13 protein-coding genes and 1 tRNA gene are annotated in these 13,890 nt (G+C 38.7%); 4 read left to right on the top strand and 10 right to left on the bottom strand.

What is annotated here, in order from left to right; genetic code table 11:
* Positions 1 to 5: 5 nt before the first annotated feature.
* On the bottom strand, positions 6 to 1,049 hold the full coding sequence (locus J9537_RS06040) for a sugar-binding transcriptional regulator (RefSeq protein WP_218257092.1): 1,044 nt from the start codon (positions 1,047 to 1,049) through the stop codon (positions 6 to 8).
* A 175-nt stretch (positions 1,050 to 1,224) separates the two neighbouring features.
* Complete coding sequence (gene rpoN, locus J9537_RS06035) at positions 1,225 to 2,526, bottom strand: RNA polymerase factor sigma-54 (RefSeq protein WP_218257091.1); 1,302 nt, start codon at positions 2,524 to 2,526, stop codon at positions 1,225 to 1,227.
* Between the two features lie 52 nt (positions 2,527 to 2,578).
* Here rpoN and J9537_RS06030 point away from each other — a divergent pair.
* Positions 2,579 to 2,650, top strand: a tRNA-Arg gene (locus J9537_RS06030).
* Positions 2,651 to 2,839: 189 nt separating this feature from the next.
* Here the strand turns inward: J9537_RS06030 and J9537_RS06025 are convergent.
* The 3 genes from J9537_RS06025 to J9537_RS06015 all read right to left on the bottom strand — a co-directional run bounded on the left by J9537_RS06025 (position 2,840) and on the right by J9537_RS06015 (position 5,338).
* Positions 2,840 to 4,099, bottom strand: a complete 1,260-nt coding sequence (locus J9537_RS06025) for a cytochrome P450 (RefSeq protein ID WP_218257090.1) — start codon at positions 4,097 to 4,099, stop codon at positions 2,840 to 2,842.
* Positions 4,100 to 4,221: 122 nt separating this feature from the next.
* Positions 4,222 to 4,830 (bottom strand): DNA-directed RNA polymerase subunit delta, encoded by a 609-nt coding sequence (rpoE, locus tag J9537_RS06020; protein WP_010744516.1) that lies wholly within the window; start codon positions 4,828 to 4,830, stop codon positions 4,222 to 4,224.
* A 73-nt stretch (positions 4,831 to 4,903) separates the two neighbouring features.
* Complete coding sequence (locus J9537_RS06015; protein WP_010744515.1) at positions 4,904 to 5,338, bottom strand: YwiB family protein; 435 nt, start codon at positions 5,336 to 5,338, stop codon at positions 4,904 to 4,906.
* Positions 5,339 to 5,480: 142 nt separating this feature from the next.
* Here J9537_RS06015 and J9537_RS06010 point away from each other — a divergent pair, with 142 nt between their 5' ends.
* Together J9537_RS06010 and J9537_RS06005 are read left to right on the top strand one after the other, a co-directional pair.
* Complete coding sequence (locus J9537_RS06010) at positions 5,481 to 6,293, top strand: lipoate--protein ligase family protein (RefSeq protein WP_218257089.1); 813 nt, start codon at positions 5,481 to 5,483, stop codon at positions 6,291 to 6,293.
* Positions 6,283 to 7,632 (top strand): HD domain-containing protein, encoded by a 1,350-nt coding sequence (locus J9537_RS06005; protein WP_218257088.1) that lies wholly within the window; start codon positions 6,283 to 6,285, stop codon positions 7,630 to 7,632. Before J9537_RS06010 ends, J9537_RS06005 begins: the two co-directional genes overlap by 11 nt.
* 23 nt (positions 7,633 to 7,655) lie before the next feature.
* Here J9537_RS06005 and J9537_RS06000 read toward each other — a convergent pair whose 3' ends face one another.
* Positions 7,656 to 8,099 (bottom strand): NUDIX hydrolase, encoded by a 444-nt coding sequence (locus tag J9537_RS06000; protein ID WP_218257087.1) that lies wholly within the window; start codon positions 8,097 to 8,099, stop codon positions 7,656 to 7,658.
* Positions 8,100 to 8,236: 137 nt separating this feature from the next.
* Between J9537_RS06000 and gloA the strand changes: the two genes are divergently transcribed.
* Positions 8,237 to 8,605, top strand: a complete 369-nt coding sequence (gene gloA / locus J9537_RS05995) for a lactoylglutathione lyase (protein ID WP_218257086.1) — start codon at positions 8,237 to 8,239, stop codon at positions 8,603 to 8,605.
* Between the two features lie 96 nt (positions 8,606 to 8,701).
* On the opposite strand, the gene J9537_RS05990 is transcribed toward gloA, so the two are convergent.
* Genes J9537_RS05990 through J9537_RS05975 form a run of 4 tightly spaced genes read right to left on the bottom strand, consistent with a single transcriptional unit; the run spans position 8,702 to position 13,884 of the window.
* Entirely contained in the window at positions 8,702 to 10,063 is a 1,362-nt protein-coding gene (locus J9537_RS05990) for a TrkH family potassium uptake protein (protein ID WP_218257085.1), read from the bottom strand.
* 33 nt (positions 10,064 to 10,096) lie between these two features.
* On the bottom strand, positions 10,097 to 10,729 hold the full coding sequence (locus J9537_RS05985; RefSeq protein ID WP_218257084.1) for a V-type ATP synthase subunit D: 633 nt from the start codon (positions 10,727 to 10,729) through the stop codon (positions 10,097 to 10,099).
* A 4-nt stretch (positions 10,730 to 10,733) separates the two neighbouring features.
* Positions 10,734 to 12,110 (bottom strand): V-type ATP synthase subunit B, encoded by a 1,377-nt coding sequence (locus J9537_RS05980; protein ID WP_010744508.1) that lies wholly within the window; start codon positions 12,108 to 12,110, stop codon positions 10,734 to 10,736.
* The gene (locus tag J9537_RS05975) at positions 12,103 to 13,884 is read right to left on the bottom strand and encodes a V-type ATP synthase subunit A (RefSeq protein WP_218257083.1); all 1,782 of its coding nucleotides are present in this window, start codon (positions 13,882 to 13,884) and stop codon (positions 12,103 to 12,105) included. The genes J9537_RS05980 and J9537_RS05975 overlap by 8 nt, the downstream gene beginning before the upstream one ends.
* Positions 13,885 to 13,890: the final 6 nt, after the last annotated feature.

Here is a 13,890-nt window from a genome sequence, read left to right as displayed (position 1 = left end):
TATATTTATTTTAAAGGGGGGATCCCTTTTAAAATCTCGTTTGCAGCAGCTTCATCAGTGATGAGCCACGTTTGTTTCGGAGCATTTTTCATATATGCTGTAATGGCTTTTACTTTGCTTTTTCCACCAGCAACTGCGAGAATCGTCGGCATCTTCTGAATATCTTCTAAAGATAAGCCAATGCGCGGAACTTTATGGACGATCTCTCCATTTTCGTCAAAAAAGTATCCAAAAGATTCTGCAACAGCATTTTTTTGTTTTAGACGAACGATCTCATCTTCTGACATTTTTCGTCTAGCCGCCATATGAACAGCTCGACCAATACTGTGTACAACACAATTAGCCTCTTTAATCATCGCCAGGACACTTCTGATAGAGGGTTCTTTCAGCAATGTGTGGTAGGCTTCCTCACTTAATTGTTCCGGTACATATAACGCGCGATGCTCTCCATGAGCATTCGCTGCCATTAATGCGCTGACTGAGTTAGCTTGGATTGACACTGCCTCCCCAATACCTCCTCGAGCTGGAACAAAAAGATTATGGCGCTTTGTTGTTTCTAATGGACTGACGTGTCTGGCTACTTCTGCCATCGTCGTTCCGCCCATCACTGCAATAATGTTTCGACCGTCTGGTAATTGACGCTGCAATGCCTCATCTACCAACTCGCCAAATTCACCGATTACTTTTTCTTGTTCATCACTGTTTCCAGAAACAATCAGGCAACGTTCGATCTTGAATAGTGTAGCAAGTTGCTTTTCTAACTGATCCATGCCGGTAAACTGTTCCATCAATAGTTCCAGATGTTGCAGTAAGCCTTCGCCTTTTTCAGTTAGCAACATACCACTCTTTGTTGCATCAATCAAACGCTGATCTCTAAGATAATCTGTCTCACTTCGCAATACCCGTTCAGTAAGTCCTAATGAATCAGCTAAGTTTCTTCGACCGATTGGTTGCATCCAAAAAATATTCTGCATAATACGATATCTTTTTTTTACAACCTCTAGCACATCAGGGGCGATTGCTTCAAGCACTCTTAATTCACTTAACAAAGGAATTCCTCCGTTGGACTTAAGTAGTCCCTCATAGACTTTTAGCGACCCATGAATGATAAAAAAAATGAAAGAAAGTCAAATTATTCATTTGAAATTGTTGATTTCTTACATGACAAAGTGTAACAGTTTTGAGGCGTCTACGCAAGGAAAAAGCCAAGTTTTTTTACTTGGCTTAATCAAAACGTTTTCTTTTGGATGAGCTTGGGATATTCAAAGCATCTCGATATTTGGCAACCGTACGCCGAGAGATTTTCTGGTCCTTTTCAGCAAGCAATTCTACAATTTTTTGGTCAGATAATGGTTTGCGTTTATCTTCTTGTTCAACAAATGAAGCAATCAACTGTTTGACTTCATCTGCAGAAGTATCTTCATCATTTACTTTATTGACAAAAAAGCTTCGCAGTTCAAATACACCGAAATCTGTTTCGATATATTTCCCGTTCACTGCGCGGCTAATCGTTGATTCGTGAACATCTAATTCTTTCGCAACATCTTTCAGCATTAATGGTTTTAATGCTCCTTGTTTATCTTCAAAAAAATGTGCTTGATGCTGAACGATGATTTTACCGACTTCCAAGATGGTATCTTTCCGTTGCCCAAGTGTCTTATTTAACCATTCAAACTGTTGGAGCTTTTCTTTTAAATAAGCTTTTGTTTCATCATCCGCTTGTTCTTTCAAACGATTAAAATAATTTTCTTGAAAGTTCAGACGTAGTTGGCCACGCTTATTCGATAAAACAACTAGCTGATTCTCTCTTCTCACCAATGTCAAATCTGGAATAATGAAATTTGAATCCTGTCCACCGAAACTTGCGCCTGGAAATGGATTTAACGTTCGAATATAATCAAGAATTTTCTGTACCTGCGTTAAACTAATCTGATAAGACTTAGCAATTTGTTCAAACTTTCTTTTAGCAATTGCATCAAACGATTCCTCTAAAAGAAGATATGCTAAATCTGGTGCGTAATCATCCTGCTCTGTCTGAAGCATCAGGCATTCTTGCAAGTTCCTAGCACCTACACCTGGAGGATCTAGCTGCTGCAACAGTGTCAATGCATCAAGGTATTGAAGATCGGTGGCTTTTAATTCTTCTTTCACTCGCTCTTCGTCAACTTTCAAATAGCCATTTACGTCAATGAACTCGACTAGAACTAACATAATTTCACGAATAAAGGTATCTCGATAATTTAGATGGATTTGGTTGATCAAATGTTCAAACAGAGAAACAGGATGATCGGCAATTTGTATGAATGATTCTTCCTTAACTGCTCCTCCATGCATCTGCATCAAGTCACTTTGAATTTTTGGTGCGACCACGTCAAATAGCGGATTCTCCAAAGAGACCGTTTCAACATAGTCTTGCAACTCCTCAGTATTAAATTGTAAAATTTGAATCGCTTGCTGCAATTCTTGCGTCATCGCCAATTTTTGAGTTTGTTGTTGCTTTTGCGAATAACCTTGTTGAAACTTCATAGACTTTCCCCTTGTTTTTTTAAAATTATATGCTAAACTAATATTCGTGCTTGCGCCCTTAGTGTAGTGGATATCACGTAAGATTCCGGTTCTTGAGACGGGGGTTCGATTCCCTCAGGGCGCGTACATTTACGACACTTCTCTTTTTGAGACGTGTCGTTTCTTTTTTTCGAATGCATTAGTATCTCTCCGTAAAGACCATTATACTTTTTTAACGGATACTTATCAATTTTGATTCTATTAATGCCTTAAACGAACGAAATAATTAAAATGAACCACTCAAATAAGAATTCTATTTGAGCGGTTTTATTGATCAGTTCTTGATTAGTAAGGCCTTGCTTTTGGGAAAAGTTGGAAATTGATTCATTGGAATTTCCCAATCCTGTTCTGGTACAGAAAATTGATACTTATTCACTAATTGATCAGAAAAGACCCGCAGTGTATGCAGTGTTATCCATTCTCCTGCGCAACGATGCATGGCTTCAAATTTTCCTCCACCTTGGGCAATCATCTCATATTCTTCATCATAGGAAATATGTTTTTCCTTACCAAGATAACGAGAGATACGAAATGCTTCAGGTGTTTCAATCGTTCGCTTATCATGGTTTGTTCCATAAAGATCCAAAACTACCCAGCTTCCTGTAGGAATCAAATAGCCGTCAATTTCAACATCCTGTTTAGCAAAGGCAGGGAGCATTGGGAAGAAAGGATAATAACGACGCATCTCTTGAATAAATGAATCTTGCAATTTATTAAACTCTGCATGAAGCCTTTGGTAAATATCTGGTCTGCTAAATAAGGCATGACCCATTAATGCTACCCATACGGTCAAAGCCACAGTCGGACGAATCACGTTTAATAGTTCAACGGCAGCTACATCAATAGGTAATAGGTTGCCATTATCATCCTTTGCATTCGCAAAGGCATAAAGTGCTACACCCTCTTTTCCGGCAACTGGCGTTGTCCTTGCTTGTTCAATCAGTGACTGTGCCCATTTCTCTGATTTTTTGCGATTTTCTATTCCTTTAATATGCGTTGCAGGATTAGTTACAGCAGAACTAATCATTGAAATTTGATATTCAGCGAGTTGATCGATTTCTTCTTTGCTCATTTTGGATAAATCAATGCCTGCCCATTCACAGATTGATCGGAATAATACATCCTTAGATAGGTCAAACAATTCAAATTCACCTTGCTGACGATCTAATTTTTCAGATAAATTCTTATCCAAAATCCGATGGTACTCCTCCATTCTTTTTGGTGTCATTAAATCCATAAAGACAGTTTTTCTATTTTTGTGTGTCTCACCATCTAAGGTTTGAACCCCATCTTCTCCAAATAATGTTTTCAAAACAACCTTTGGCATTGCACCTTCACGCTTAAAATTACTTGGATCATAAAATTTTCGAGCAGCTTCATTTCCATATACGGCAATGACTTCTTTGTTCAATAATTTTGCCTTGACAACCGGCGCACCAGCTTCTTTCCGCAATTCTGATAATAATAAATAGCCTTCATCCAATCGTTCTGTGACATCCGTTAATTTGATTTTAATTTCAGGTACTTTTTCCATGACGATCACCTTCCAATTTTCTTTCTAGTTTTATACTATCGTTTTTCTTAAAAAAGAACCAAAGGAAGCGCTTGTGAAAAATAAACTGAAAAAAATACAAAAAAAGAATAGATCAAAATGATCTATTCTTCGTCTTCCTCGTCATCATCAAATTCATCGTCGTCATCATCGATCACGCTTAAATCATCTTCGATACCGCCTGGAACAACTTCTTCATCATCTTCGCTTGCATCAGCCCCAATTTCTTGTAAATCAGAGTTGTATGCTGCGATCTCGTCATCGTCGTCATCATCGTCATCGTCGATTTCATCATCGTCGTCATCAACCAATAGATCCGTGTCTTCAGGATCATCATCGTTGTAGTCAATTGCATCTTCATCATCATTAATGAACGCATTAACCTTCTTACGTTTTTTGCGACGTGGTTTATCTTCTTCTTCATCTTCTAAGCCATGGTTCACTTCTTCATCGATTGAATCGATTGCATACCATGAGCGTAATCCCCAGCGGTTATCCCCTAGAGAAATAAAACTTCCATCAATATTCAAATCGGTATAAAATTGGGCTAATGCATCACGAATTTCACTGTCTGATTTGCCAAGATAGTTTTGGATTTGATTCACTAAATCCGAAAAATCCATTACATCGGCGCGTTCTTCCAGAATTGCGTGTGCCACTTCAATCATTGATAATTCATCTTTGTTCAAACCATCAAAAATACTAAGTTCCAAGTATGACACGTCCTTTCAAAGTCTACTCCTTATCATACAAAATCGACAGCTAAAAAGCAAACCTTTCTTACGCTCAAGTAGTAAATTCTAGTACTAAGTGATAGTCCCCAACTTTTTCCTCTTTCATATACAATGCGTAATCAATTGTAATAATTCCTGAGAACGGTCGATCCTTTAAACTCACATGTAAATTTTTTGCATAAGTCGAAATCATAAAGATTCCAAAGGGCGTTTTATACGTTGTATCCATTTTCTCACGATAAGCAAAACGCATCCGCATCCTTGCCTCGCCAGAGCGAATCAATTGTACTTGCGAATCGGGGGTAACTTTTACCGTAACGGGAATTTCTTGTCCATCTGGTTGAATTTCCTTATAACGAATGTACAAGGTATCCCCCATTTTTACCACTTGACCAGGGAGGTCGAATACGAAATCTTCCGTCTCATTATTTTGAGTGACTTTCGTTTGAACGTTTATTTTTGCGGGAATGCCTTCATTAATTTTCACAGAGCTTCCACTCCTTCCACTATTTATTTTTGTCGGTTTTACTTTTTTTGTCAACTACTTCTGCTTTTTGAGTGGCTAAATTACTTGTTTTCACTTTTTTGTTTATAATAGAGAAGAAAAGATAGAACGAGAGGAAGATTCGATGAAAAAAGCATTGCTATTTGATCAAGGGATGCTTTCAAAAGATAATTTATTTACCCCCTTTGCCCTAACAGACGTGTTTACTGAATTCAGCGGCGAGCAAGATCAGCCAATCATCCATTTTTGGCAGTTGCCTCAGACGTTAATCTTAGGGATGAAAGATAGTCGCGTGACTCATTTTAACGAAGCGTTAAAAACGGTTCATAAAAAAAAATATCATCTACTGTTGCGCAATGCAGGAGGATTAGGTGTAGTCAGTGATTCTGGAATTTTGAATGTTTCATTCATTTTGCCAAAAGATACGGTTACCTCTTTATCAATCGAGGATGGCTACGAAGCAATGGTAGACTGGCTGAGACAGACCCGTTTTGGAAGCTTAGGGATAGAAGTTGGTGAAGTTACAGATTCATATTGTCCAGGAAAATATGATCTCTCAATTAATGGAAAAAAAATTGCGGGCATTGCCCAAAGGCGTGTAAAAGATGGCGTGGCAATAATGATGTATCTCAGTGTAGATGGCGACCAAAACATCAGAGGCGAGCTGGTGCGCGATTATTATAGAAGTGGATTACAGGAGCAGTTTGGCGCTCTCGGCTATCCACCCGTTAAGCCTGAAAGCATGACAACATTAAATGACTCAGCAGCATTTGATGTATCGATCGATCTAGTAAAGAAAGAATTATTACAAGCAATGCCTTATAGTGACCAAACAAGTTTCCTATCAGAATTTTACCAATTAGAAGAATATCAACGTCGTATTGAAAATATGCGGCAACGCAACATGATTATTCAGGAGGTACTCAATGACTTATAAATATCAAATGCTCCCATTGGAAAAAGTATTTCGTGATCCGGTGCATAATTATATTCATGTACAGCATCAAGTAATACTAGACTTGATCAATTCAAAAGAGGTACAAAGATTACGACGTATTAAGCAGTTAGGAACAACGTCCTACACTTTTCATGGTGCAGAGCACAGCCGCTTTTCTCATTCACTAGGAGTCTACGATATCACGCGTAGAATCTGTGATATTTTCCAGCGAAACTACTCTAAAGAAAAATATGGTAAAGATGGCTGGGACGATTCCCATCGGTTAGTCGCGCTATGTGCTGCATTGCTGCATGATGTTGGTCATGGTCCTTATTCTCATACATTTGAGCATATTTTTCATACCGATCACGAAGCATTAACCGTCGCCATCATTACTTCACCTGAAACAGAAGTATTTCAAATTTTAAATAATGTTGAAGAAGGTTTCCCAGAAAAAGTTGCAAGTGTGATCACTAAAACTTACGAGAATCCTCAAGTTGTTCAAATGATCTCTAGTCAAATTGACGCCGACCGAATGGACTATTTATTAAGAGACGCCTATTATACAGGAACTGAATATGGAACATTTGATTTAACTCGAATTTTGCGTGTCATTCGTCCTTATGAAGGTGGTATTGCTTTTTCCATGAATGGGATGCATGCTGTTGAGGACTATATCGTCAGCCGCTATCAAATGTATGTCCAAGTATATTTTCACTCAGTCTCACGCGCGATGGAGGTGCTATTAGAGCATCTACTTGACCGCGCACACGAATTGTATCAAGAAGATGCGGAGATTTTTTCCTTCCATTCGCAATTTCTGATTCCTTTTTTAAGGCAAGATTTTTCTTTAGAGGACTATTTAAAATTGGATGATGGTGTCTTGAACACCTACTTTGCTCAATGGATGGATGAACAAGACTTAATTTTAAGTGACCTAGCTTACCGGTTTTTAAATCGTAAACCTTTAAAATCGATTACCGTTGATTCTAGTGCTAATCCCTTACTGACTGAAATGAAAGGTTTAGTCGAAAAAGCTGGCTTTAACCCTCGTTATTATACGGCGATCAATTCAAGCTATGACCTGCCTTATGATCTTTACCACCCAGAAAAAGGTAGTCATCGAACACAAATTGAATTGATGCAAAAAGATGGATCCTTAATTGAATTATCAAAAGCAAGCCAATTAGTCTCAGCGTTAACTGGCCAGGGACAAGGCGACGTTCGTTTCTATTATCCAAAAGAAATGACACAACAAGATAGTAAAAATTCTGATTTATTCGATGATTACTATCAAGCATTTGCTAACCACATTCGGAATGGCGCGTTAATAGAATAAATAGAAAAAAACTTTCTGATCACTCAGAAAGTTTTTTTCTTCAACCATTCTTTCACGGCCCATTTGTGACTTCCGCGTTTTAGTAGTTCAATGGCTGTTTGCGGAGACTCCCAACTACTGTTATTTCCTTCTTCTAAAGGTGAAGAAACTTGCTTCCAATTTTTTGTAGCATAGAAATAACCTGGATTATAAAAAAAGGTTCCACGATGGCGAGAATAAAAGTATTCATCTGCCTGTCCTAAATAATCTGACAGATCCACTTCAAAACCTAGTTCCTCCATCATTTCACGCTCGATAGCTTCTTCTTTTGTTTCGTTTCCTTCGATTTCTCCTCCAGGTAAAAAGTATGCACCATTAGGAGCTTGTATAAGTGCGATTTTTTCATCCTCATTCATTAAAATCGCATAAGCTGCATAACGAGCTTGGTAGTCCTTTTCGGCTTCTTTTACGCCAAACACTGGGATCATTCGTGTCCTCCTGCAAAATGTATTTACTTGTTAGTTTACATTAAAAAAAACTCATAAACAACCACTGAGCATAATTACTGGCAAATTGATTTTTTATGTTATCATAAACTTACTAATTAATAGGAGGATACTTATCTATGAAAATGGCACATACTTGTGTTCGAGTAAAAGACTTAGACGCATCAGTAAAATTCTATCAAGAAGCATTCGGTTTTGAAGAATCCCGCCGTCGTGATTTTCCAGATTCAAAATTTACTTTGGTTTATCTAACATTACCAAGGGATGACTACGAGTTGGAGCTTACCTATAATTATGATCATGCCGCTTATGATTTAGGTGATGGCTATGGACATATCGCAATTCGCTCAGAAGATATTGAAAAACTTCATCAAGAACAAAAAGCGAAAGGCTTCAATGTAACTGACATGAAAGGCTTACCTGGAACCGATCCTTCTTATTACTTCATTACAGATCCAGATGGCTATAAAATCGAAGTTATTCGTTAACACAACAAGAGAGTCCACTGTTAAAAGAGTGGACTCTTTTTGATTTTCTTTAATATGAAAAAAAACGTTCACTGGAAAATTCCAATGAACGATTTTTTAGCCAATTATGACACTCTCTTCTGGAAGTTTATAATGTCCACCATTCGCTTTCTTCATTAAACGCATAGTCAGTGAGAAGCCCACTGTTAAAATACCGACTCTACCAATATACATTAAGGCAATAATTAAAAGTTTTCCCATTAAACTTAAACTCGGGGTCAAGCCCATTGTAAGACCAACTGTGCCAAAAGCAGAGAAGGTCTCAAATAGTAAATACTCAATCCCCCGAAAACGTGGAAGTACTTCTGTAACCGACATGACCATTGTTACCGCAATACATAAGGTCAACGTAATGAAAAAAAGTGTAAGTGCTCGTGAAACAACTGACGGTCTAATCGTGCGATGAAACGCTTCTGCATGTACCCGTCCCTTCAACATAGAAATTGTTTGAATGAGCAATACACCAAATGTTGTTGTTTTTAGCCCTCCTGCTGTTGATCCAGAAGTTCCTCCAATGAACATCAAAACAATTGTAAATAAGATCCCCGCTTGACTGACATTCCCATAATCAACAGAAAAATATCCCGCGGTCCGAGCGGTTACTGACATGAAAAGCATATTCGCAAAACGATTGATTGGCGATGTATCATTAACAATAAAACGTCCCCCTGATTCAGAAATGTAAAAGACAATGGTTCCGAAAATTAACAAACTAATTGACACCGTTAAAGCCAACTTACTATGAAGACTTAATTTCTTAGTTTTACGAAAGGCCATCAAATCCTGCCAAACAATAAACCCTAGTCCACCAGCAATGATTAATCCCGAAATTACCAATAACACGTACGCATTTCCTTGAAAACCAACCAGGCTATCACCAAATAAATCAAATCCAGCATTACAAAATGCCGAGATAGAATGAAAAATAGCATACCAAATACCTTTTCCAATTCCATAAGTAGGAATAAAATCAACTGCCAATAAGATTGCTCCTAGCAGTTGAAAACCGATTGCAAAACGTAAAATATAGTACATCAGCTTAATCACACCAGATAGACCATCTAGGTTCAAGGACTCACTAATAATAATCCGTGTCATCAAGCCAACTTTTCTTTTCATAACTGCAAAGAAAATGAAAGGCATCATCATAAACCCTAGTCCACCAACTTCAATCAGACCCAAAATGATTAGCTGCCCACCCATATTCCAATGTTCACTGGTTGTCAACGTCGTTAGTCCAGTAACACAAGTTGCCGAAGTTGCTGTAAATAAGGCATCTATAAACGGAGTACCTTCTCCTGAGTTTGTGAACATAGGTAAGGTTAACAATACACTCCCAAATAAAATGATTCCTCCGAAACCCAAAGCAATAAATTGAATAGGGTGGATTTTAAACGGCCAACGTTTTTCTTTATTCATAGATTCCTACCTTCAAAAAAAGGCACTACTTTCTCAAGTAGTACCCATATTTTTAACTTTAATCATGCGAGTCACTTCAGCACGTTCATTTTCTTCCAGCTTCATTTGGATAAAGTAGATGGTTTCTTCTAACTGTGGAATCGTCATATATTCCAGTGCATTCACACGACGACGCGTCTTCTCAATTTCTTTTGCCATTAATTGACACGTTTTTTCAATTTCAGTTAACTCTAATAACTTTGGTAAAACTTCGGTGAATTTTTGTATACTCTGATCGAGGTCATCATTGGAATTCAAGAAACCATATTCCAATGGTCCATCTGATAATTCAGATTCGTGCTGAAAATTCATTATCGGCACCTTCACGCTCATCACATCTTTTTCGATCACATCAAGAGATACACGCTCTTTAGGAACAGCTAACAATTCTTCAATATACTTATCATTTAATAATGCATCTGCTACTGAGAAACTCTTCATTGCCTGCTGCAGTTCTTCTTCAACTTCCGCACGCATTTTGTTATTCTTTTTGACCAAGAGGATAAAACGCCGCATCAGCTCATCCTGCTTGTCCTTTAAGAGTTTATGTCCACGGCTCGCAGTTGTCAACTGCTTTTTTAAACGTGTTAGCTCCATCCGGGTTGGATTGACATTTAATTTCACCATAGGATCAAGCTCCCTCTGTTAAATATTCGTCCAACATGTCATCTTTGATCCGTTTCAACTCAGTACGCGGCAGCATGGCTAATAGCTCCCAGCCAAGATCTAAGGTTTCTTCAATCGAACGATTTTCATAGAACCCTTGATTGACGTATTCTTCTTCAAATCGTTCCGCAAATTTTGCGTAGATTTTGTCAACATCTGACAAAGCAGAATCACCTAAAACGACCGCTAACTCTTTTGCTTGCTTTCCTTGTGCATAGGCTGCAAAGAGCTGATTCATCGTCGGAGCATGATCCTTACGAGTTTTACCTTCCCCTGTCCCTTTGTCTTTTAGTCGAGAAAGAGAGGGCAAAACATCAATTGGTGGTTGAATTCCATTTTTATCTAATTCACGCGACAAAATAATTTGTCCTTCTGTAATGTAACCAGTTAAATCGGGAATCGGATGAGTCTTATCATCTTCAGGCATCGTAAGAATAGGAATCTGAGTAACCGAACCTTTTAAACCCCGAATACGTCCAGCACGTTCATAAAGCGTAGCTAAGTTCGTATAAAGGTAACCTGGATAACCACGACGACCAGGAACTTCTCTTCGTGCGGCGGATATTTCACGCAAAGCTTCACAATAGTTAGTCATATCCGTCATAATAACCAATACGTGCATTCCTTTTTCATACGCTAAATACTCTGCAGCCGTCAATGCCATTCGAGGTGTTGCGATCCGCTCAATTGCCGGATCATTTGCCAAATTCATGAACACAACTGACCGGTCGATTGCTCCAGTCTGACGAAAATCTTCCATAAAGAATTCAGCCTCTTCAAAAGTAATACCTATCCCAGCAAAAACTACCGCGAAATCATCTTCTTTATTTAAAACGGTTGCCTGACGAGCGATTTGAGCCGCTAGCTCCTTGTGAGGCAAACCAAATCCTGAGAAAACTGGTAATTTCTGACCGCGAACCAACGTGTTTAAATGGTCAATAGCAGAAATTCCCGTTTGAATAAATTCATCAGGATAATCACGAGAAACTGGATTAATTACTTCACCATTAATATCAACATTTTTTTCTGCCAATATTTCTGGTCCACCATCTTTCGGTCGACCCAAACCGTCAAAAACGCGGCCAACCATATCTTCTGATACACCTAGCTCTAATGGATGTCCTAAAAAACGTGCGGTTGATTCTTTCAAATTAATACCGCTAGTCCCCTCGAATATCTGGACTAATGCTTTGTCCTCATGAATTTCTAGCACTTGTCCTCGACGTAATTCTCCATTATTCAATCGAATTTCTAGTAGCTCTTCATATTTGATGCCTTCCACTTTATCAATTGCCATCAAAGGTCCGACCACTTCATTGATGGTTCTGTATTCCTTAATCATTGGTCATTCCTCCTTCTGCAATAATCGCTTGAATTTCTGAAACGATATCTAAATGAATTTGATCCAGCTTCTCTAACTCATTCTCAGGGATATACTTACTTCGAGCAATTCTATCTCTTAATGTAACTGTCCCATCCATGATTTCTTTCAAATAGGTACCCAGCTCCAAAGCACGTTGCCCTTCTTTATTAAAGGTTAAAATGTTTTGAATCATCTTGAATTGTTTTTCTCTCGAAGTAAACGTATCTATATCGTCAAAAGCATTTTGCTGCAAATAATCTTCACGCAATGATTTTGCAACTTCCAATGTCAAACGATCTTTTTCTGATAGCGAATCAATTCCGACTAAACGAACGATCTCATTCAATTCAGATTCCTTTTGTAGCATTCTCATACCATCTGCTACCATTTGTGACCAATTCGCCTGTAAATCATTGTCTAGATACTTACCAACCTCTGAAGAATACAAAGAATAGCTTTGTAGCCAGTCAATTGATGGGAAATGGCGTTGTTGCGCTAATGTAGCACTTAATCCCCAAAAGACTTTTACTACTCGTAATGTATTTTGAGTTACAGGCTCAGATGTATCCCCACCAGATGGAGATACGGCACTAATAGCTGTGATCGAACCTTCACGTCCATCATTTCCTAAAGCGATGACACGACCAGAGCGTTCATAATATTCCGCCAGACGACTACCTAAATAAGCTGGATATCCTTCGTCCCCAGGCATTTCTTCTAAACGTCCACTCATTTCTCGTAACGCTTCTGCCCAGCGAGAAGTTGAATCGGCCATGATCGCAATATTGTAGCCCATATCACGGAAATATTCAGCAATGGTGATTCCCGTGTAGATTGAAGCTTCACGGGCAGCAACCGGCATGTTTGACGTATTAGCAATCAAGATTGTACGTTCCATCAAGGATTCGCCTGTAGTAGGATCAATCAATTCAGGAAATTCATTCAACACATCAGTCATTTCATTTCCACGTTCACCACAGCCTACATACACCACAAGGTCCACATCGGCCCATTTTGCGATCTGATGCTGAACAACTGTTTTCCCGGCACCGAATGGCCCAGGAACTGCTGCTGCGCCTCCCTTTACAACTGGGAAAAAGGTATCAATAACTCTTTGCCCAGTAATCATTGGCGCTTCTGGATTCAATTTCTCAGAAACAGGGCGTCCACGTCGAACGGGCCACTTTTGAAGCATTGAAAATTCTTGAATACCATTTGGCGTTTCAATCACATACACAGGATCATCAATTGTGAACTCACCTGATGTGATTTTTTTCAAGGTACCTTTAATTCCGTTTGGAACCATGATTTTATGTGTAATGATTTTAGTCTCTTTGACTGTTCCTACTATGTCTCCGGCAGATACAGTGACCCCTTCTTCAACAGAAGCTTCAAACCACCATTTTTTTGTATGATCTAAAGCTGGAATTTGGATTCCACGACTTAAAAAATTACTGTCAGTTTGATCTTTAAAAGTATCTAATGGTCGTTGAATCCCATCAAACATTTGAGAAACGATCCCTGGTCCTAATTCAACTGAAAGCGCCTCTCCTGTTGTCCTAACTGGTTCGCCTGGTCCGATTCCTGCGGTTTCTTCATAAACCTGGATGGAAGCAACATCCCCGCGCATCTCAATGATTTCACCGATAACCCCAAGGTCACCTACGTAACAAATATCTTGAATGGCTGCTTGCTCCATATGTTCTGCCAATACTAATGGACCAGAAACTTTTATTATTCTACCTTCTTGCAAGTTATT

Origin of the sequence: Enterococcus raffinosus (assembly GCF_019175485.1) — a bacterium.
Classification (GTDB): Bacteria; Bacillota; Bacilli; order Lactobacillales; family Enterococcaceae; genus Enterococcus_A; species Enterococcus_A raffinosus.
The sequence above is the reverse complement of the archived record's forward strand: the minus strand, read 5'-3'. Positions and strand labels throughout refer to the sequence as shown.